This is a genomic window from Prochlorococcus marinus XMU1406, assembly GCF_017696055.1.
Taxonomy (GTDB): Bacteria; Cyanobacteriota; Cyanobacteriia; order PCC-6307; family Cyanobiaceae; genus Prochlorococcus_A; species Prochlorococcus_A marinus_W.
Map to the genome: position 1 here is coordinate 213669 of NZ_JAAORG010000001.1, position 19096 is coordinate 232764.

Sequence of the window (19096 nt, forward strand, 5' to 3'; positions counted from 1 at the left end):
TTAATGTATTAAATAAATATTTTTTAATTTAAATAATATTCAAATGAATTCGATTATTCGTCCAAGAAGATTAAGAAGGTCTGAGGCAATTAGAGAAATGGTAAGAGAAAACCATCTAAAAGCTTCGGACTTTATATATCCATTATTTATTCATGAAAAAGATTTTAAAGAGGAAATTTCGGCAATGCCAGGAACTTTTAGATGGGATATAAATGGCTTAATCAAGGAAGTTACTAGGGCATGGGAATTGGGAATAAGGTGTGTGGTTCTTTTCCCAAAAATCAACGATAGCTTAAAGACTGAAGATGGTGCAGAGTGTTTTAATGAAAAAGGTTTAATACCTAGAGCTATTCGAATATTAAAAAAAGAGATTCCAGAAATGGCAATAATGACAGATGTTGCCTTGGATCCATACTCCTGTGATGGTCATGATGGATTAGTTGATGAAACTGGAAAAATATTGAACGATGAAACAATCGAAATTTTGAAAAAACAAGCTTTAACACAAGCTAGTGCAGGAGCAGATTTTATTGGCCCTAGTGACATGATGGATGGGAGAGTTGGAGCAATTAGAAATGCTCTTGATAGTCAAGGATTTTGTGATGTAGGTATTATTAGTTACACAGCAAAATATTCATCTGCTTATTATGGTCCGTTTAGAACTGCTTTAGATTCAGCTCCAAGAGAAAATAGTAAGAAAATAATTCCAGATAATAAGTCTACATATCAAATGGACCCTGCAAATTCAAAAGAGGCTTTAATTGAATCTGCATTGGATCAATATGAAGGAGCAGATATTTTGATGGTAAAACCTGGAATTTCATATTTAGATATTGTTTATAGACTAAGCACTTTTTCAAATAAACCTATAGCTGCATACAACGTAAGTGGCGAGTATTCCATGGTGAAGTCTGCAGCTATGAAGAACTGGATTAATGAAAAAGATATTGTTTTAGAAACATTGCTTAGTTTTAAAAGAGCAGGAGCAAAATTAATACTTACTTATCATGCTTGTGATGCATCTCAATGGTTGAAGGATACTTAAAAACTCATTATTAACAAAAATTTGGTTTATTCTTAGATTAATAATAAATTCATGTCTTTGTTTTGAAGTTTTCACAAGGAGTAAATAGGATTGGTCACATCGCACTAAGAGTAGAGAATCTCGAAAGGGCGAAATCTTTTTATATTAAATTGGGTATGAACTTGGTTTGGGATGATAAAGATTGGTCTTATTTGGAAGCTGGTAAAGGTAAAGATGGACTCGCATTGTTAGGCCCAAGCTATAAAGCTGCAGGACCGCACTTCGCTTTTCATTTTGAAAATAAAAAAGAAGTCGTAAATATTCAAAATGATTTAAAAAATTCTGGTTTAAAAGTTGGTCCTTTACATGAACATAGAGATGGAACAGCATCCTTTTATATGAAGGATACTGAAGGAAACTGGCTCGAGATGCTTTATGTTCCTCCAGAAGGGATTCAATCGAATGTTTGATTCTTTTTTTTGGTATGCAAGAGAAAACTCATTCTAAAAAATCATATTCAGAAACAACCTTAGAAGATGAATCTATAACCCTTTTAGAGTGGGATTCACTAAAAACTCATTTAGCCTCATTTGCCTCTACAGAAATGGGTAAAAGAGCAATTTTAAGTTTTGAAATTCCTTCAGAATACGAATTATCTAAAAGACTTTTGAATGAAACGGTTGAAATAACTGAGCTAGAAAATAATTTAGATAAATCAATTAGTTTTTCTGGTGTTTTTGATATTAGTCGAAATATTGAAATTTGTTCCAAGGGAGGTGTAATTTTATCTTCTGATTTATTAGAAATAGCGAAAACAATTGCTGCGGCCAGAAATTTAAAAAAAATCTTATTAGATTTTGAACAAAGGCCCTATATTTCATCATTTATAAAAAATTTAATTGACCATCAGAATATCGAAACGATTTTTAAAAAAGGAATTGAATCAAATGGAAGGATTTCAGATAATGCTAGTAATGAACTATCTATTCTTAGAAAAGAATTATTATCTAAGAAACTTGAAAGAAAAATATTAGTTGAGAAATTTATTCAAAAGAATTTAGCTTATTTGCAAGATACTACTATTGGAGACCGATATGGCAGGCCGGTTTTAGCAGTAAAAGTTAATTATGTAGAAAAATTTAAAGGTATAATTCATGATTCTTCATCTTCAGGAAATACAGTATATTTTGAGCCTGAAAGTGTAGTAACTAAAGGTAATAAGATTGCTTCCTTGGAGGCTAGGATCACAGCAGAAGAATTTAAATTACTTAAGAAATGGTCCCAAGTTGTTAGTGATAATTCAGAAAATCTTATTGAAATGGCATCTATTTTATTGAAATTAGAAAATGCCCTAACTCGTTCAAGATATTCGAAATGGATTGGAGGCAAAACTCCTACGTTTGAGAAAAATCCTATTATTTCCTTAATTGGTTTTTCTCATCCGTTATTGATTTGGGAACATAAGAAAAAAGGAGCAGCTCCACCAGTAGCTGTTGATTTTTATATAAATAGAAATATTAAGGTTGTAGCTATTACAGGTCCAAATACTGGAGGTAAAACAGCAGCTTTAAAAGGTTTGGGCTTGTCTTTGCTTATGGCTAGAGCAGGATTATTGATACCTTCAACTAATAATCCTATTATCCCTTTTTGTCCAAATATATATGTGGATATAGGAGATAATCAATCATTAGAAGAAAATTTATCTACCTTCAGTGGGCATATATCTCGCATAAAAGAGATATTAGATTCACTTGATTATAAGAAAGGATTATCAGTTGTTTTGCTAGATGAGATTGGATCTGGCACAGATCCTCTTGAAGGAAGTGCTCTTGCGATGGCTTTATTAAAAGAATTTGCAAATAAATCTGATATCACTTTTGCAACTACACATTATGGAGATGTTAAGGCTTTAAAATATAACGACTCAAGATTTGAAAACGTATCAGTTGCCTTTGATGAGGATTCTTTGAAGCCAAAATATATACTCAACTGGGGTATTCCAGGGAGAAGTAATGCTTTGTCAATTTCAAAGAGAATTGGTCTCGATGAAAGCATACTCAATGAAGCTGCAAATTATCTAAAGCCAAAAGAAGTTGACAATATTAACAGTATTATTAAAGGACTTGAGCAAGAGAAGATTAAACAACAAAATTCTGCAGAAGCTGCTGCAGAATTGATTGCAAGGACTGAAATATTACATGATGAACTGAAGAAAAATTATGAATATCAAAAAATAAATGCTGAAAAAATCCAGGAAATTGAAAGGTCTAAATTATCAAAACATATTGTAGCCGCTAAAAAAGAGGTGATAGATTTGATTAAAAAATTAAGAGATAAAAATGTTAATGGAGAGGATACGAGAATTATTGGAAAAAGATTAAAGGAAATTGAAACTGAACATTTAACCCAAAAAAAATCTGAAAAGTCAATATCTTGGAACCCTCAGGTAGGTGATTTTGTAAAAATTAAAAGTCTAAATAGTACGGGACAAATTGTAGATTTAGATAAAAAAGGTGGTTTTTATGAAATTAAATGTGGTTCATTCAGAAGCACATTATCTGTAAATGACTTTGAAGGTATTAATGGAGAAAAGCCTAATTTCAAAAGGTCAAAAATTGAGATCAATTCTACAAGAGAAGATTTTTCTTTTTCTAAAATTAGAACGAGTAAAAATACAATTGACGTAAGAGGGTTAAGAGTTCATGAAGCCGAAATAATTATTGAGGAGAAAATAAGAAAATTTCATGGACCGCTATGGATTGTTCATGGAATTGGCACAGGAAAATTAAAAAAAGGACTAAGAAATTGGTTATCAGGTTTAAATTATGTTGATAAGATTGAAGATGCAGCCAACAACGAGGGTGGCCCTGGTTGCAGTATTGCGTGGATAAAATAAAATTTAAAATACCTAGAAAACAATTTAATAAGCGTAATTAAGTGCAATTTATTGATCAAGCCAACATTATTCTTAAAGCTGGAAAAGGTGGAAATGGAATAGTTTCATTTAGAAGAGAAAAATTCGTTCCTGCTGGAGGACCTTCGGGGGGAAATGGTGGAAGAGGGGGTTCAGTTATTTTGATGGCTGATAATAATCTTCAAACATTATTAGATTTCAAATTCAAACGTGAAATAATTGCTGAAGATGGATGCAAAGGAGGTCCTAACAAGAGATCAGGTGCTTCAGGTGAGGATACAATCCTTAAAGTACCCTGCGGTACAGAAATAAGGGATATTAAAACCGGTATTATTTTAGGAGACTTAACTAAAGATAAACAGAATTTAATTATTGCCATTGGAGGAAGAGGTGGACATGGTAATGCTTACTATTTAAGTAATCAAAATAGAGCTCCAGAATCATTCACTGAAGGAAAAGATGGTGAGATATGGGAGGTTCAATTAGAACTAAAACTTCTTGCAGAGGTTGGGATTATAGGCCTTCCAAATGCTGGGAAAAGTACCTTGATTTCTGTTGTGTCATCTGCCCGTCCAAAAATCGCAAATTATCCTTTCACAACTCTAATACCTAACTTAGGTGTAGTAAGAAAAATGGATGGGAATGGTTGCCTTTTTGCGGATATTCCTGGATTAATATCAGGGGCAGCTGATGGAGTAGGTTTAGGCCATGATTTTTTAAGGCACATCCAAAGAACGAAGATACTTGTTCATTTAATTGATGCAATAGCAGAAAATCCTTTACATGATTTTGAGATTATTGAGCAGGAATTAAAAAAATATGGAAAAGGTCTTTTAGAGAAAGAGAGGATAATAGTTTTGAATAAAATGGAGCTTGTAGATGATGATTATTTGAAAATAATTAAAAAAAAGTTAGAAGATTTATCTAAAAAGAAAGTTTTAGTTATTTCTTCATCTTTAAAAAAAGGTTTATCTTCACTGCTTTCTGAAGTATGGAAAAGGATCTAACTTGAATTTAAAATTTTTTTGTAAAAAAAACACTTGATTTAATAATGAAAATTAGTCATAAATAAGATACTTCTTTAAACACAATATGAATTTCTATACTTGCTTTGACCAACAAGGAAAAATAATAGCTAGATGTCAAACCATCCAAGATATTGAGGTTTTGAAGAAAATGGGAAGACCAATTGTAGAAGTCAAGGAAATGAAAAATGAAGAGTCGGTTGTATGTTCACTTACAGGAAGTCCATCTGACTTTAATAGAGATTACTAATAGAATTAATAAATAAAAAAAAGGGCTTTTAGAGCCCCTTTTTATTGTGAATTATCTATCAAAAGAAAAATTAATCATCATAAACAAGACATTCTGGTTCATCCGGGTTGGCATCGCAGAATAGTTCCAAAGCATTAGGATCATGTTTATCCTCTGGATGATGATCCTTATATTCTTCGAGTTCTTTTAGTTCTTCAGTTAAATGTCTGACCTTTGGAAGATTGCCCTCTGCTTTGGCAGATTCGATTTCCGATTGATCTTTTTGGATGTGTTCGTCAATGGATTTCATTTTAAGCTTTTCGTACTTTAGTAGACATACATAACATAGTTAATTTCAATTAAAATTGCATTATCTATGAACTAAATAAGTGTTCATTACAACATCATTTTTTTTTCGAAATTGATTTTTGTATTTTTTAGGTCTCTACTTTCAGTATTTCATTTAGCGATGGTAAAACTGGGATTAGTTGATTTGGGTTTAAAGGGAATAAAGCTTTGTAGTAATCTTTTTTCCATTCATTGCCATAACAAGTCTTACTAACATTAGTTAATTTAAAGAATTTTAATCTCCATTCAATAATCTTTTCGAAACTTGATAGTTCTTGTTCAGTACATTTGAAAAGTTTGCTATATATCAATTCCCATCTTATAAGCGTTGGAAAAAGGTAAATATCTGCATAGGTTAACTCTTCTCCAAATATCCAGTCCCCTTTGTTTTTCTGTAGAAAATTTTCAACTTCATTTATAGCTGCGAAAAGATTTTGACTTGCATTTTCGTAAGCTGACTGGTTTCTGGCGAAACCACATTTATATACGCCATCATTAATGCTGTTATTAATTAAATCCAAAAATTTTTGATTACAGTCTTTAATAGTTAATATCTGAATTTTTGATTGAATTTTTATTGAATTGAGTAGTCTTATAATCTGTGAACTTTCATTAGACAAAATATTTACTTCATCTTTTACAAAACTAATTAAAAGAGGCAATGTCGCTCTAAAAATAATCTTTTTATTAGCTTTTTTGTAAAGGTCTGAAAGTCTCATGCATCCCTTAAACTTTCTATTGAAAATCCATTCGCCATGTTCAAGATCTGCTTTTAAAAAAATAACTTTAACTTTTTTAGATAAATGTTTTATTTCTTGGACGAGTAAAGTTCTTTGACACCATGGACAAGAATTCCCTACCAATAAATAAATTTGTCCATTCTCATTATTAATATCGTATTCACTATCAATTGTTATCCCTTTAGGCCTTTTATAGTTACCATATATATCTGATGGTGCGAAGCCATTCATTAATTGGGTCCAAAACCAAAACCAGAATTTTCTGGTGGATTTTATAAGGTATTTATTTTGCATAAAATTTTATTTTTAATGAAAAAATGACTGTTCAAAGAATACTTATCATTTCAGGCACTCATGGGAATGAAATTAATCCTGTTTGGGCGGTTAAGAAATTTAATAGAGAGGAAAATAGTTTAAATCATGGTATCAAGTATGAGTACATCATAGGAAATCCAGTTGCCTATCAAAAAGGTTATAGATATATAGATGAAGATTTAAATAGATCTTTCAAAAAAATTAAAAATCATGATCAAGACAATAATAGTGTTTATGAAATTAATAGAGCTAATTTTTTAGTCGATCAATTTGGAATCCATGGATCTAAGCCGTGTCAAATTGCAATTGATTTGCATACTACTACTGCAAATATGGGAACAAGCATTGTTTTATATGGGAGGAGATTCAAAGATTTTTGTTTAGCTGCATTACTACAGAACAAATTTGGATTGCCTATTTATTTGCACGAAAAAGACAAAGCTCAAACAGGCTTTCTTGTAGAAGCTTGGCCATGTGGTTTAGTTATTGAAATAGGAGCTGTCGCACAAAATTTTTATGATCCAACAATCATTGATAGATTCTTAATAATTATTAGATCTTTAAGGGAAGAGATAGATAAATTAAAAAACAACCTCATAGAACTTCCAAAGGAATTGGTTGTTCATGTTCATCAAGGGAGTATAGATTATCCAAGAGATGAAAAAGGATATATTGATGGCCTAATACATCCTGAAAGAATAAACCAAGATTGGAAAATGATTAAAAAAGGAGATCCATTATTTCTTGATAGCCAAGGAATAATTCATAAATATGATGGAGAAGAATCGATTTGGCCTGTTTTTATTGGTGAAGTCGCCTATAAGGAAAAAAAAATTGCGATGAGCTACACGAAGAAAGAAGTGATTTGTTCCAAAAAACAATGGGTTTATGAGTTTGAAAGTCTTTAAATTAAGAAACCGGAACAATAAATTGTTGAAAACTAATAAGGATTTTTTATTTAAAAGATAAGTTTATTTAATATTTAATGCTTTTATTTTTTTGCTAAGTCTCAATCCTTAAAACCTTAAATTCTTTCGCTCCAATAAATAAAAGCTCCAAAAGCCTCTAATTGCAGTCTTCTTTGCTTAGCCTCTCTTAAGGAAACCACCTCTTTCGATCTTTTTCCGTTAAGAAGCCATTCGATTATTACCAAGTTAAATCCTCAATAACAAAGAAAATATTAAGACATGGAGGTTCTTTTCTTTGATATTCCAAAAAATAAGTTTACTTAAAGAAAAAAAATTACACATTTTTAGCGATTTTGGTCTAAAATCTTCGAAGCGGAATATATTTCCGTTTTTATTTACACGTCTCACATTAGAGACATACTTTACGAACTCATGACAACTATTCAGCAGCAGCGTTCTTCGCTGTTAAAAGGTTGGCCACAGTTTTGTGAGTGGGTAACATCAACTAACAACAGAATTTATGTTGGTTGGTTCGGCGTCTTAATGATTCCATGCCTACTTGCAGCAGCGGCTTGCTTCATCGTTGCATTCATCGCAGCACCACCAGTAGACATTGATGGAATTAGAGAGCCAGTTGCTGGTTCATTCCTATATGGAAACAACATCATCTCAGGTGCAGTTGTTCCTTCATCTAACGCTATTGGTCTACACTTCTACCCAATTTGGGAAGCAGCTACTGTAGATGAGTGGTTATACAACGGTGGTCCTTACCAGCTTGTAATTTTCCACTTCCTAATTGGTATCTCAGCATACATGGGAAGACAGTGGGAGCTTTCATACCGTTTAGGTATGCGTCCATGGATCTGTGTTGCATACTCTGCACCAGTTTCAGCAGCTTTCGCAGTATTCCTTGTATACCCATTCGGTCAAGGTTCATTCTCTGACGGAATGCCTCTAGGTATCTCTGGAACATTCAACTTCATGTTTGTTTTCCAGGCAGAGCACAACATTCTTATGCACCCATTCCATATGGCTGGTGTTGCTGGTATGTTCGGAGGATCATTATTCTCAGCTATGCACGGTTCACTTGTTACTTCATCTCTAATCAGAGAAACAACTGAGACAGAATCTCAGAACTACGGTTACAAGTTTGGACAAGAAGAAGAAACATATAACATCGTTGCAGCTCATGGCTACTTCGGTCGTTTGATCTTCCAATATGCAAGTTTCAACAACAGCAGAAGTCTTCACTTCTTCCTAGCTGTATTCCCAGTTGTTTGTGTATGGTTAACTTCAATGGGTATCTGCACAATGGCATTCAACCTTAACGGTTTCAACTTCAACCAGTCAGTTGTTGATGCAAACGGTAAGATTGTTCCTACATGGGGTGACGTTCTTAACAGAGCAAACCTAGGTATGGAAGTAATGCACGAGCGTAACGCTCACAACTTCCCACTTGATCTAGCAGCAGCTGAGTCTACAACAGTAGCTCTTTCAGCTCCAGCTATCGGTTAAGCTTAAAGTTCTTAAATTTACAAGCCCCCTTTCGGGGGTTTTTTTTTGTTTAATTTTCAATTGGTTTCATATAATGTTTATATATAAATAAAACATTTGATATTTCTATGAGTAGTAGTTTTGGAAAGATTTTTCGTGTAAGTACTTTTGGAGAATCACATGGTGGTGCAGTAGGAGTTATCCTTGATGGATGTCCCCCTAAGTTAAAAGTAGATATAAATCTGATACAAAATGATTTAGATAGGCGCAGACCTGGCCAAAGTGACATTACAACACCCCGAAATGAAGAAGATAAAATTGAAATATTAAGTGGGATAAAGGAAGGGTTAACACTTGGAACTCCAATAGCAATGTTGGTAAGAAACAAAGATCAAAGACCAGGCGATTATAATAATTTGGAGCAGGTATTTAGACCTTCTCATGCAGATGGTACATATCATATCAAATATGGAATTCAGGCAAGTTCTGGCGGTGGAAGAGCCTCTGCCAGAGAAACAATTGGCAGAGTTGCTGCTGGTGCTGTAGCGAAACAATTATTAAAAACCTTCTGTAACATTGAAATACTATCTTGGGTAAAGCGTATACATGATATTGATTCTGATATAAATAAAGAGAAGATTTCTCTAAAAAAAATAGACTCTAATATTGTTAGATGTCCTGATGAAAAAGTATCAGCGCAAATGATAGAGAGGATTAAGGAATTAAAGCGTCAAGGAGACTCTTGCGGCGGTGTTATTGAATGTCTAGTAAGAAATGCCCCCTCTGGTCTTGGAATGCCTGTTTTTGATAAATTAGAAGCTGATTTAGCAAAGGCTTTGATGTCTTTGCCCGCTACGAAAGGCTTTGAAATAGGTTCAGGTTTCTCTGGAACTTATTTAAAAGGAAGCGAACATAATGATTCGTTCATTAAGTCTGATGATTCTAGTAAGTTAAGAACAACATCTAACAATTCAGGAGGTATACAGGGAGGAATAAGTAATGGTGAAAATATTGAGATGAAGATAGCTTTTAAACCTACAGCAACCATCGGGAAAGAACAGAAAACAGTGAATGCTGAAGGGAAAGAGGTACTGATGAAAGCAAAAGGGAGACATGATCCATGCGTTCTACCAAGAGCAGTTCCTATGGTTGATGCTATGGTCGCTTTAGTACTCGCTGATCATTTGCTTCTAAATCATGCCCAATGTGACTTAATAAATAAGTAGTTGTTTTGTTGAATAAATATATTCATCCTTAATTCAATTATTTTTGAGCCATTCAAATATTTTTGGATCAAATTTTTTATTTATGATAGCTTTATCTCCAATTACGACTGATTTATACCCTAAAGATTTAAAAGTTTTTAAATCATTGATTGATAGTCCTCCAGCAGCAATGAAATCAATATTTTTAAAGTTGAGTATATCTATCGAACAATCTTTACTTTTTATTGGGTAAATTTTGATGATGTTGCAATTAAAATTTATCGCTTCCTTAAGATCCTTTAAATTATTAATTCCTGGAATTAATAAATAATTCTTTGACTGCGCATAATTGAAAAGATCTTTATCCCAAAATTTCATCATCGAAAAATTTAATCCAATTTTTAAAGAATCCTCTATTGATTGCTTATTAACTATGGAGGCAGAGCCTAAATTAATTTTTGGATACTTAATTTTGATATCGGAAACAAAATCTGACCAATTTTCGTTGTTTGACCAACTTATTTCAATATTCTTTAATCCTAATTTTACTAAACTTTCTAATTCTTCAAAAAATGAATTTCTTATAGAGGTATTTGAGTAAATATTATCTTCTGGTTTTATTAGTAAAAAAAAAGACTCTTTTTTCAGGAACTCCGAAAAAGAATCTTCTTTATTATTCATTAAAAATTTAAACTTTCGCCATTAAATATAGTTTGCGACTTTTACTTCTGATCGGTTGAGCAAATCTTGGATATCTTCAGTGTCTATAGTTTCTCTTTCAATTAGCATTTGAGCCATTTCGTCAAGAACAGTTCTATTATCTGATAAAACTTTTGTAGCTCTCTTATAGGCAACATCAACAAGTTCTGAAACCTCTACATCAATTGTGGCGGCTGTGTCTTCAGAGAAGTCTCTCGTAGAACTCATATCTCTTCCGAGAAACATTCCACCTTGAGATTGACCTAGAGCTACTGGACCTATTTTGTCACTCATACCAAATTTAGTGATCATTTGTCTTGCTACATTGGCAACTTGTTGTAAATCATTTGAAGCTCCGGTTGTTACCTCTTCTTCACCATAAACTATTTCTTCAGCAACTCTTCCACCAAGAGCTACAGCCATTTGATTTTGAAGGTAAGAACGAGAGTAAAGACCAGATTCCATTCTTTCTTCACTTGGAGTGAAGAAGGTTAAACCCCCAGCTTGACCTCTAGGAATTATTGAAACTTTTGCTACGGGATCATAATCAGGCATTAATGCTCCAACGAGTGCATGACCAGCTTCATGATAAGCAACTAATTCTTTTTTCTTATCACTAATGACTCTATCTTTCTTTTCTGGACCAGCCATAACTCTTTCAATAGCATCACCGACTTCATCATTACTTACTTTATCTAAATCTTTTCTAGCTGCTAGTATTGCTGCTTCATTTAAAAGATTAGCTAAATCTGCACCAGTAAATCCTGGTGTTCTTCTAGCAACTTTATCTAAATCAACGTCTTTTGAAAGAGTTTTATCTTTCGCATGAACATTTAATATCTGTAATCTTCCAGCATAATCTGGTCTATCTACTGTTACCTGTCTATCGAATCTTCCAGGGCGCATTAAAGCTGAATCTAAGACATCAGGTCTGTTGGTTGCAGCAACTATTATTATTCCTGAATTACCTTCGAAACCATCCATTTCAGTTAGGAGCTGATTTAATGTTTGTTCTCTTTCATCATTTCCTCCGCCCATACCAGCGCCTCTTTGTCTTCCAACTGCATCTATTTCGTCAATAAACACAATACAAGGAGCATTCTTTTTAGCTTGTTCAAAAAGATCTCTAACTCTGCTAGCTCCAACTCCTACAAACATCTCTACAAATTCTGAACCAGATATTGAGAAAAAAGGTACACCTGCTTCTCCAGCTACTGCTTTTGCTAATAATGTTTTTCCTGTACCAGGAGGGCCAACAAGAAGAACTCCCTTTGGAATTTTTGCTCCGACTGCAGTAAATCTATCTGGACTCTTAAGAAAATCTACAACTTCTGTGAGTTCTAATTTTGCACCTTCAACACCAGCAACATCTGAAAAGGTTACTTGTGTAGATGGTTCCATTTGCAGTCTAGCTTTGCTCTTGCCAAAACTCATGGCAGGGTTACCACCTCCAGCATTACCACTTTGGGATCTTCTGAAAAGAAAAAATAGGCCTCCAATCAAAAGTACTGGGAAAATTAAGCTACTTACAGCTTGTTGCCATGGATTGGCTAATTTTGTAGGAGTTACAGCTATATCTACATTATTCTCAGTCAGTATTTTTAATAAATCTTTGTCAGGGGCTAAATTGACCTCAGACCTGCTCCCATCATTTTCAACAACTTGAGCTGTGGCATTATCTGGAGATATTAAGACTCTACTGATTTCTTTATCTTGTACTGCCTCTATAAAATCACTATATCTCAAGGTCTTTGTAGAACTTTCAGTACTAGGCTTATCAAAAACTGAAGTACCAATGAAAATTACAGTAATGACAGCTAGGACATAAAGCCCTACGTTTCTCCAACGTTTGTTCACGATAAAAAATCTTTAATAAATCTATAATACTAATAATAAAACAATATTAAGAGCGTCTTAGAACATCTACTACACTTTTGAATGCAAACCATTCAGGAATTGGTTCGCCATTCCTCAATTTCTTTCTAAATTCAGTACCACTAAGTTTCATAATTTCATAATTAAATTCTTTAGCTTCTTCAGCTGTTATATATCCTTTTTCCTTCGTATAAACTAAATTTTTTGAAGGAACAGTTTTCATCATCAATTCATCTGCGCACTTATTCGCAAAATTCTGGGCATCATATGGACCATAAAAATCTTCACCAGTTGATGACGACTTACAACCAGCCATATCTCTACCAATAATAAAGTGGGTGCAGCCATAATTTCTTCTGATTATCATATGTTGAAGAGCTTCTCTTGGCCCTGCCATATGCATTGAATAAGGTAAAAAAGCCCATTTTATTCTTTTATCTGATATTTCCTCTTCTAATTCTTTATAGGTCAAATATCTAACTTTTCCAGGGATATCATCTTGTTGAGTTGGCCCACAAGTTGGATGAACTAAAACAACTGAGTTAGAGGATACATTATCTGAAAGTAAGGCATTAGTAAATAATTCATAATGTGCTCTATGAATTGGATTTCTGCATTGAAATGCAACTACATCATGATTTGATGGCAGTGTAGATCTAACTTCTTCTGGGGTTTTGCAGGGGAATTCTCTAATTGGTAGTTCGAAACCATAAACTCTTCCTCCTATATAAAATCTCCCTCTCTCGTTAAAAATCATCTTAACAGCAGGATGATCTAAAGAATTAGTACCATAACAAAGTTCAGCCTCTAAGGATTTGTCAGGCTCCCATTTAGAGCTAACTTCTAAAACTGCTATTTTTTGTTTTTTATAAGTAAGCAATATTGTCTCTCCAGTTTTTACTTTTTCATTATTTGAATCAAATACAATAGGCAAGCCAAAAAGCAACCCGTTTGTATTTCTATTATTTTTAATTACCGAATTGTAGTTATTTTCATCCATAAAACCTTCCAACGGAGAAAAAGCTCCAACCATCAAAAGTTCTACATCGCATGCATTTCTCTCGCTACATTCGATCTCATAAGTAGCTTTAGAGATAAGATCATTTTTAAGGTTTTTATCTTTGATAATTAAATTTTTTAGTTCCCCTCCATAAGGCGGTATTAGTCCATTAGTATCTGTTTTAGTTTTTTGTTGTAATTCCATTTTTTAAATTGATAAAGAAAAATTTTGAAAAAAAAAGAGGGGTTTAACCCCCTTTTTCTGTTAAGTAGGATTTATGCCTTTCTTCCGTAAAGCTCCCCAATTATTTTTACATCAAGTGGATCCTTTGAACCCATATCTGTATCTGAAGGTTGGATAGCTTCAAAAGTACCAGCAAATTCGTCTGTGTCAGAATCTACATTGTTGATTGAAAGAGTAATAACGCCAGTACCGTTTACATCAACTTTAATATTTTCTTTTGCAAGTTCTTCGTCATCTCCTCCTAATGCAACTAAACCTTGAGCATATTCAACACCTGTATTTTTAGCTCTTGCCTTAGGATCTAGAAAGTCACCAGTTCTGTAGTTAGGTGTAAATGTTGAACCACTTACCTCAGTGCCTGGCTCAATAGATGAAGGCAAATCAGCTGTAAGATCTTTAGCTGAGAATGCAAATGGTACCTCTAAACCACCAGGAGTTAATACAGTGATAAGTTGAAAATCAATACCACCCTTTTCAGTGAAAGTTCCTGAATCTATATCTCCATAAACTTCTGTCACTGTGGTGTTATTTCTAGGACTAATAATTTTTGTAGAAACAAATTCTGCAGCTTTTCGTTTTGTCCCTGGCACTTTTACATAAACTTCTGTTGGATGCATGCATATTCCTTTAAGGCTATCTCCATTCCCTAGAGATATTGATCCGACAAGAGATGAGTCTAATGTAGGGCAATCATTAGCTTTTCCTGTGTTAACAACATCTGTGAATTGTGCATTTCCTCTTTCAGAAAAGGCAAATGTTTTAACAGGCACGAAAGCAAAAGTTATACAAATTGAAATAACAAAAGCTAAGAAAGAACGAATTCTCATAATTAAAGTTGCAGTAAAGTTCTGTGACGATAGATTAAAGGTCATCTAATAAGTTCAGTACGGATATTACAAGGGAAAGGACCATAAAAGATAGGACTATTAAATCCTCGAAACAACCCGTAGCTTTTTAGATTTTAAAAAACTGGAATTATTTTAAGCTATCACATTATTTTTAATGATTAAGATTACAAAAAAATACAAATTAAAAAATTTTTTTTATTTTTTTAATGAAACAATTTGGGTTATTAATTTATTTGCTAAGTCAATTTTTGATGTCTTGTTAATGTAGTGTTCCATATTGTTAGTATCGAATAGCCAACCTTCATTTTGTGCTAAAAAGCCAAATCCTTGCCCTTCAAGATCAATTGGATTCGCGAATAGATAATCACAACCCTTTTGGATAATCTTTTCTTTAATCGTCATTCGTGCTTCTTCGATAGATCCTGTAAAAGCACAAAAGCCTACAAAAACTTGGTTATCTTTTTTTGATTTACTAATTGTTTTTAAAATATCTGGGACTAGCTCAAAGTTTTGATTCAAATGAGCATTAATTTGATTTTTTGGAATTTTAGCTGAATTATCAGAGTTTATCTTGAAATCAGATACTGCTGCATTCATGAAAAAATAATCGCAATTTGATATTTCATTATTAAGTGCCCTAATTAAATCAACACTAGTTTCAATTTCATATCTTTTTATTCCATCAGTAAGATTCTTATCGATTTTCAGAGGCCCATGAACATATTTTACTTGTGCTCCTCTGAACCTCGCTACTTGAGAAAGTAGTAGGCCCATAGCTCCAGAACTTTTGTTAGTAATATGTCTTGCCGCGTCAATTTTCTCTGAGGTACACCCTCCAGTTATTAAAATTTCTTTATTAAGTAAATCTTTGCGATATTCATTTTGTTTGTGTGAAGCTATAAATTCAAGAGCTAATTGGATTAGATCATTTGGAGGTATCTTACCGATGCCAATAGCATCACATGCTAAGAGTCCTTCAGTTGGTTGTAAAGACAAAACATTTTCGTAATTCTGTAAATTCTCATAATTTTTTTGGACAGCTTTATTTAGCCACATTTGTGTATTCATTGCTGGTGCAACAATAATTGGCTTTATATTTGCTATTAAGATGCTTGGGATTAATCCCTCTGCATTTCCAGTTACCCATTTTGCTAACGTTGTCGCTGTTAAAGGGGCGATGATTAAAATATCAGCCCAATTACTTAGTTCTATGTGAAGAGGTGTTGATTGACTATCAGACCATTGATCATTTTCTAAAATGCACGGGTTTCTACTTAAAATAGAAAGAGAAAGCGGCTTTATTAATTTTTCTGCATTTTTTGATAAAACGCATCTTATTTCATAATTTTCTTTCGCTAATTGGCTTACTAATAATGGAACTCTTACAGCTGCAATACTCCCAGTTATTAATAAAAGAACCTTTATTTTGGAGTCCTTACTTTTAGTTTTCATCGAAAGGTTCCTGATCGAGGAGATGGGTATAATTAGTTGTTAATTCAGGTCTATTGATTGCAAGAGCCCTAAGTAAGTGCCAGTCTTTTAAACCATCAAATGGAGTATTATAATTATCTTCCTCTAGCCTTTTAGCGAGCTCAAGGGTCATTTCTTCGTCAAAAGAATTTACTAGTTCCTCACTTATTTTATTTTCAGAAATGAATTTCATATTGATTCAAGTCAATATACTCTAATAATAAAGCCTCAAGTAATTATTTAAAATTGATATGAGAATTAAGTACATATTTTCAAGTATTATGATAATTTTCAATTTTCAGAATCTTTTCAAATTGTTGTTAGGTCATTTATCTTCATTCTCAGTCATAAATATACAAAATCTCCTTTTCAAAAATATTATTTCTTAAAATGTTGGTGTAAAATTTATATCATGTCGCAAACCAAAAGAGAGCAAGTCATTAGTCACATACGCTATTTAAGGCAAGAGCTCAGAGAAATGCATTTAGGAATAAAAGAAGATGACTTTTTCCCTGAACCAGGCGAATTAAGAAGCTTAATGGCTCAGTTAGAAGCATTACTTGAATTATTAGAAGGAAATACTAAGATTCAATCAAACTCTGAAGCCGCTTAGTTTAATGCAAAATGGTTGTTAAACCTCAAAAGACAAAATTTCAGCTAAAAATTGTGGAAAATATTCAGACATTAAGTATTTGGGCTAATAATCCATGGCGAAGATATTCAATATCATTGATTACACTTTTAATTGGCTACTTTTTTGGAAGTTCTCTTGGTATGGTAAGTGCCGTTGTGGAACTCATGGATCCTGTTGCCGCTTTTTTATCAGTAGTTTTTATTGAGTTTTTAATAGTTCTAAGAAGAAATTTTAGATTTGAAAGGAAAAAGAAATTTTTAGTACTTTTATTAGATTCTTTAAGATTGGGATTATTTTATGGTTTCTTTACTGAAAGTCTTAAGTTGCTATAAATTTACTTGTTGTGTTTATGTAATAGATAAAGTAAAGCCATTCTTATAGGGATACCATTTGCAACTTGATTATTGATTAAGCAATTAGGATATCGATCTACCACTTTGCTACTTATTTCAATATCTCTGTTAATAGGACCAGGATGTAGAATTGGAATTTGTTTATTATTTAAAGATAATTTCTCTGGGGTTAAGCCATAATCCAAACTATATGAATCAATGCTACTTAGTAAATTTTCCATCATTCTCTCTTTCTGGAGTCTTAAAACAATAATCGCATCTGCAATTTTTATTGATTCTTCCAATGATCTAGAAATTGTTATGGAACCTCTTGATTTAACAGGATCTTCTGTTTGATTTGGTGCGGGGGTTTTTAAAAAATTGATAAATTCATCAGGTATTAATGTCTTAGGACCACATAAGATTATATCGGCGCCGAATGCACTCAAAGCCCAAAGATTTGACCTGGCAACCCTTGAATGATTAACGTCTCCAATTATTAAAATTTTTTTGGAATTTAAAACCTCTAGATTCAGTGTTTTTTGGGAAAAGAATTTTATCAATGTATAGATGTCAAGTAATCCCTGGCTGGGGTGACTATGTAATCCATCTCCCGCATTAAGAACCGAAGTCTTGGAATTTATTGCATCAAGTCTTTTTGCGATCTCAAAGGTTATGTAACTTGATGAATGTCTGATAACTAATGTATCCGCCCCCATAGCAGAATAAGTTATGGCTGTATCAATTATTGTTTCGCCTTTTGTTAAAGAACTGGAGGATGGAGCAAACGTTTGGACATCAGCAGAAAGTCTTTTTGCTGCAAGCTCAAAACTATTTTTTGTTCTTGTACTAGCTTCAAAAAATAAAGACGTTACTAAAGTCCCTTGTAAGGCCGGTATCTTTTTTGTTCCTGCATTCTTTAGTGCATCAAATCTATTAGCTAATTCAAATACTGACTCATAATCTTTAATTGAAAAATTAGCTAGTGTGTGGATGTGTTTATGAGGCCAAATTTGCATTACGCTAAAAAAGATAAATGATTATTGAAATTTAGGTGTTCTGTCACCTTTTAATCTTTTACTTACACTCCTACTATTTTTGAGATACCAACGCCATTTTATATTTTTTGCCTTTGATATGCCAATTCTCGTAGTTTGAATAAGATCTTTTTCTTCTATAGGAGAGTTTCGTGGAGAAATCCATAAAGATTTGTTATTAAGAACTTCAAGTGAGTTAAATGAAATGTCTACACTGAATGTTTTAGTTACTAGGCCAGGTCCAGAAGCTAATCTTTCATTCTTATTAGAGATAAAAACTGATCTTATCAAAACACCACTCGCAAAATTTTCTTTATCAGTAACTATGTTTAAACAATGATGAATGCCATAAGATTTGTAAATATAAAATGTGCCAGGTTTGCCAAATAATGATTTGTTTGATTCAGTCATTTTGCGGTAGCCATGACAGGCCTCTTCTTCCTGTGAATAAGCTTCAGTTTCAACAATTACCCCTTTAACTTGATCTATCTCATTATTTTTTTTTATGAGGTGACAGCCTATTAAATCAGGAGCAACAAGTTTAGAGTGCCGATAAAAAAAATTTTTTGGAAATAATTCTTCTTCTATTTTTCAATATCTATCTAATAACATATTTAGCTGAGAAAAATAATTGAGGCTATAAATTGATATTGATTTTCAAAAAGATGTGATTATTTTTTTTTAATTATTTGAAATTCAAAGGATATTAAAATAAGTTGTTCTTAATAAACTATTATTTAATTAGAAAGATATTAA

21 protein-coding genes are annotated in these 19096 nt (G+C 32.8%); 10 read left to right on the forward strand and 11 right to left on the reverse strand.

The window, feature by feature from the left end:
- Positions 1-43 precede the first annotated feature (43 nt).
- The 5 genes from hemB to HA149_RS01160 all read left to right on the forward strand — a co-directional run bounded on the left by hemB (position 44) and on the right by HA149_RS01160 (position 5213).
- Positions 44-1045, forward strand: coding sequence for a porphobilinogen synthase (hemB, locus tag HA149_RS01140; RefSeq protein ID WP_209112274.1), 1002 nt, complete (start codon positions 44-46; stop codon positions 1043-1045).
- A gap of 62 nt (positions 1046-1107) precedes the next feature.
- Positions 1108-1494 (forward strand): VOC family protein, encoded by a 387-nt coding sequence (locus tag HA149_RS01145; protein WP_209112276.1) that lies wholly within the window; start codon positions 1108-1110, stop codon positions 1492-1494.
- Between the two features lie 14 nt (positions 1495-1508).
- Complete coding sequence (locus tag HA149_RS01150; protein WP_209112278.1) at positions 1509-3920, forward strand: endonuclease MutS2; 2412 nt, start codon at positions 1509-1511, stop codon at positions 3918-3920.
- A 41-nt stretch (positions 3921-3961) separates the two neighbouring features.
- Positions 3962-4945, forward strand: coding sequence for a GTPase ObgE (obgE, locus tag HA149_RS01155; protein WP_209112280.1), 984 nt, complete (start codon positions 3962-3964; stop codon positions 4943-4945).
- A gap of 85 nt (positions 4946-5030) precedes the next feature.
- Positions 5031-5213: a hypothetical protein gene (locus HA149_RS01160; protein ID WP_011817712.1), complete on the forward strand. Its 183-nt coding sequence runs from the start codon at positions 5031-5033 to the stop codon at positions 5211-5213.
- Between the two features lie 70 nt (positions 5214-5283).
- On the opposite strand, the gene HA149_RS01165 is transcribed toward HA149_RS01160, so the two are convergent.
- Positions 5284-5502 (reverse strand): CP12 domain-containing protein, encoded by a 219-nt coding sequence (locus HA149_RS01165; protein WP_011817713.1) that lies wholly within the window; start codon positions 5500-5502, stop codon positions 5284-5286.
- A 127-nt stretch (positions 5503-5629) separates the two neighbouring features.
- Positions 5630-6574, reverse strand: coding sequence for a glutathione S-transferase family protein (locus HA149_RS01170; protein WP_209112282.1), 945 nt, complete (start codon positions 6572-6574; stop codon positions 5630-5632).
- 23 nt (positions 6575-6597) lie between these two features.
- Between HA149_RS01170 and HA149_RS01175 the strand changes: the two genes are divergently transcribed.
- Entirely contained in the window at positions 6598-7503 is a 906-nt protein-coding gene (locus tag HA149_RS01175; RefSeq protein WP_209112284.1) for an aspartoacylase, read from the forward strand.
- Positions 7504-7619: 116 nt separating this feature from the next.
- Here the strand turns inward: HA149_RS01175 and HA149_RS09565 are convergent, their stop codons facing one another.
- Positions 7620-7748, reverse strand: a complete 129-nt coding sequence (locus HA149_RS09565) for a hypothetical protein (protein WP_280634141.1) — start codon at positions 7746-7748, stop codon at positions 7620-7622.
- A 187-nt stretch (positions 7749-7935) separates the two neighbouring features.
- On the opposite strand from HA149_RS09565, the gene psbA reads away from it, so the two are divergent.
- Complete coding sequence (gene psbA, locus HA149_RS01180) at positions 7936-9018, forward strand: photosystem II q(b) protein (RefSeq protein WP_011375791.1); 1083 nt, start codon at positions 7936-7938, stop codon at positions 9016-9018.
- A 107-nt stretch (positions 9019-9125) separates the two neighbouring features.
- Positions 9126-10223 (forward strand): chorismate synthase, encoded by a 1098-nt coding sequence (gene aroC, locus HA149_RS01185; protein WP_209112286.1) that lies wholly within the window; start codon positions 9126-9128, stop codon positions 10221-10223.
- Between the two features lie 33 nt (positions 10224-10256).
- Here aroC and HA149_RS01190 read toward each other — a convergent pair whose 3' ends face one another.
- From HA149_RS01190 to isiD, 6 genes are all read right to left on the reverse strand, one after another.
- On the reverse strand, positions 10257-10883 hold the full coding sequence (locus tag HA149_RS01190) for a bifunctional 4-hydroxy-2-oxoglutarate aldolase/2-dehydro-3-deoxy-phosphogluconate aldolase (RefSeq protein WP_209112288.1): 627 nt from the start codon (positions 10881-10883) through the stop codon (positions 10257-10259).
- A 21-nt stretch (positions 10884-10904) separates the two neighbouring features.
- Positions 10905-12758 carry an ATP-dependent zinc metalloprotease FtsH gene (gene ftsH, locus HA149_RS01195; RefSeq protein WP_042849723.1) on the reverse strand — a complete coding sequence of 618 codons (1854 nt, stop codon included), beginning with the start codon at positions 12756-12758 and terminating at the stop codon, positions 10905-10907.
- A gap of 46 nt (positions 12759-12804) precedes the next feature.
- Positions 12805-13980, reverse strand: a complete 1176-nt coding sequence (gene sat, locus HA149_RS01200; RefSeq protein WP_209112290.1) for a sulfate adenylyltransferase — start codon at positions 13978-13980, stop codon at positions 12805-12807.
- A gap of 71 nt (positions 13981-14051) precedes the next feature.
- A complete protein-coding gene (locus HA149_RS01205; RefSeq protein ID WP_025890347.1) occupies positions 14052-14846 on the reverse strand; it encodes a photosystem II manganese-stabilizing polypeptide in 795 nt (264 codons plus the stop codon).
- A gap of 216 nt (positions 14847-15062) precedes the next feature.
- Positions 15063-16319 (reverse strand): bifunctional phosphopantothenoylcysteine decarboxylase/phosphopantothenate--cysteine ligase CoaBC, encoded by a 1257-nt coding sequence (coaBC, locus tag HA149_RS01210; RefSeq protein ID WP_209112292.1) that lies wholly within the window; start codon positions 16317-16319, stop codon positions 15063-15065.
- On the reverse strand, positions 16309-16530 hold the full coding sequence (isiD, locus tag HA149_RS01215; RefSeq protein ID WP_025971674.1) for a protein IsiD: 222 nt from the start codon (positions 16528-16530) through the stop codon (positions 16309-16311). The genes coaBC and isiD overlap by 11 nt, the downstream gene beginning before the upstream one ends.
- A 219-nt stretch (positions 16531-16749) precedes the next feature.
- Between isiD and HA149_RS01220 the strand changes: the two genes are divergently transcribed.
- Both HA149_RS01220 and HA149_RS01225 read left to right on the forward strand, forming a co-directional pair.
- On the forward strand, positions 16750-16950 hold the full coding sequence (locus HA149_RS01220) for a hypothetical protein (RefSeq protein WP_209112294.1): 201 nt from the start codon (positions 16750-16752) through the stop codon (positions 16948-16950).
- 11 nt (positions 16951-16961) lie between these two features.
- Positions 16962-17303 carry a DUF565 domain-containing protein gene (locus tag HA149_RS01225; RefSeq protein ID WP_025892528.1) on the forward strand — a complete coding sequence of 114 codons (342 nt, stop codon included), beginning with the start codon at positions 16962-16964 and terminating at the stop codon, positions 17301-17303.
- A gap of 2 nt (positions 17304-17305) precedes the next feature.
- Here the strand turns inward: HA149_RS01225 and HA149_RS01230 are convergent, their stop codons facing one another.
- Both HA149_RS01230 and HA149_RS01235 read right to left on the reverse strand, forming a co-directional pair.
- On the reverse strand, positions 17306-18322 hold the full coding sequence (locus HA149_RS01230) for an aspartate carbamoyltransferase catalytic subunit (protein WP_209112296.1): 1017 nt from the start codon (positions 18320-18322) through the stop codon (positions 17306-17308).
- 21 nt (positions 18323-18343) lie between these two features.
- Positions 18344-18928, reverse strand: a complete 585-nt coding sequence (locus tag HA149_RS01235) for a DNA-3-methyladenine glycosylase (protein WP_209113903.1) — start codon at positions 18926-18928, stop codon at positions 18344-18346.
- Between the last annotated feature and the right edge of the window lie 168 nt (positions 18929-19096).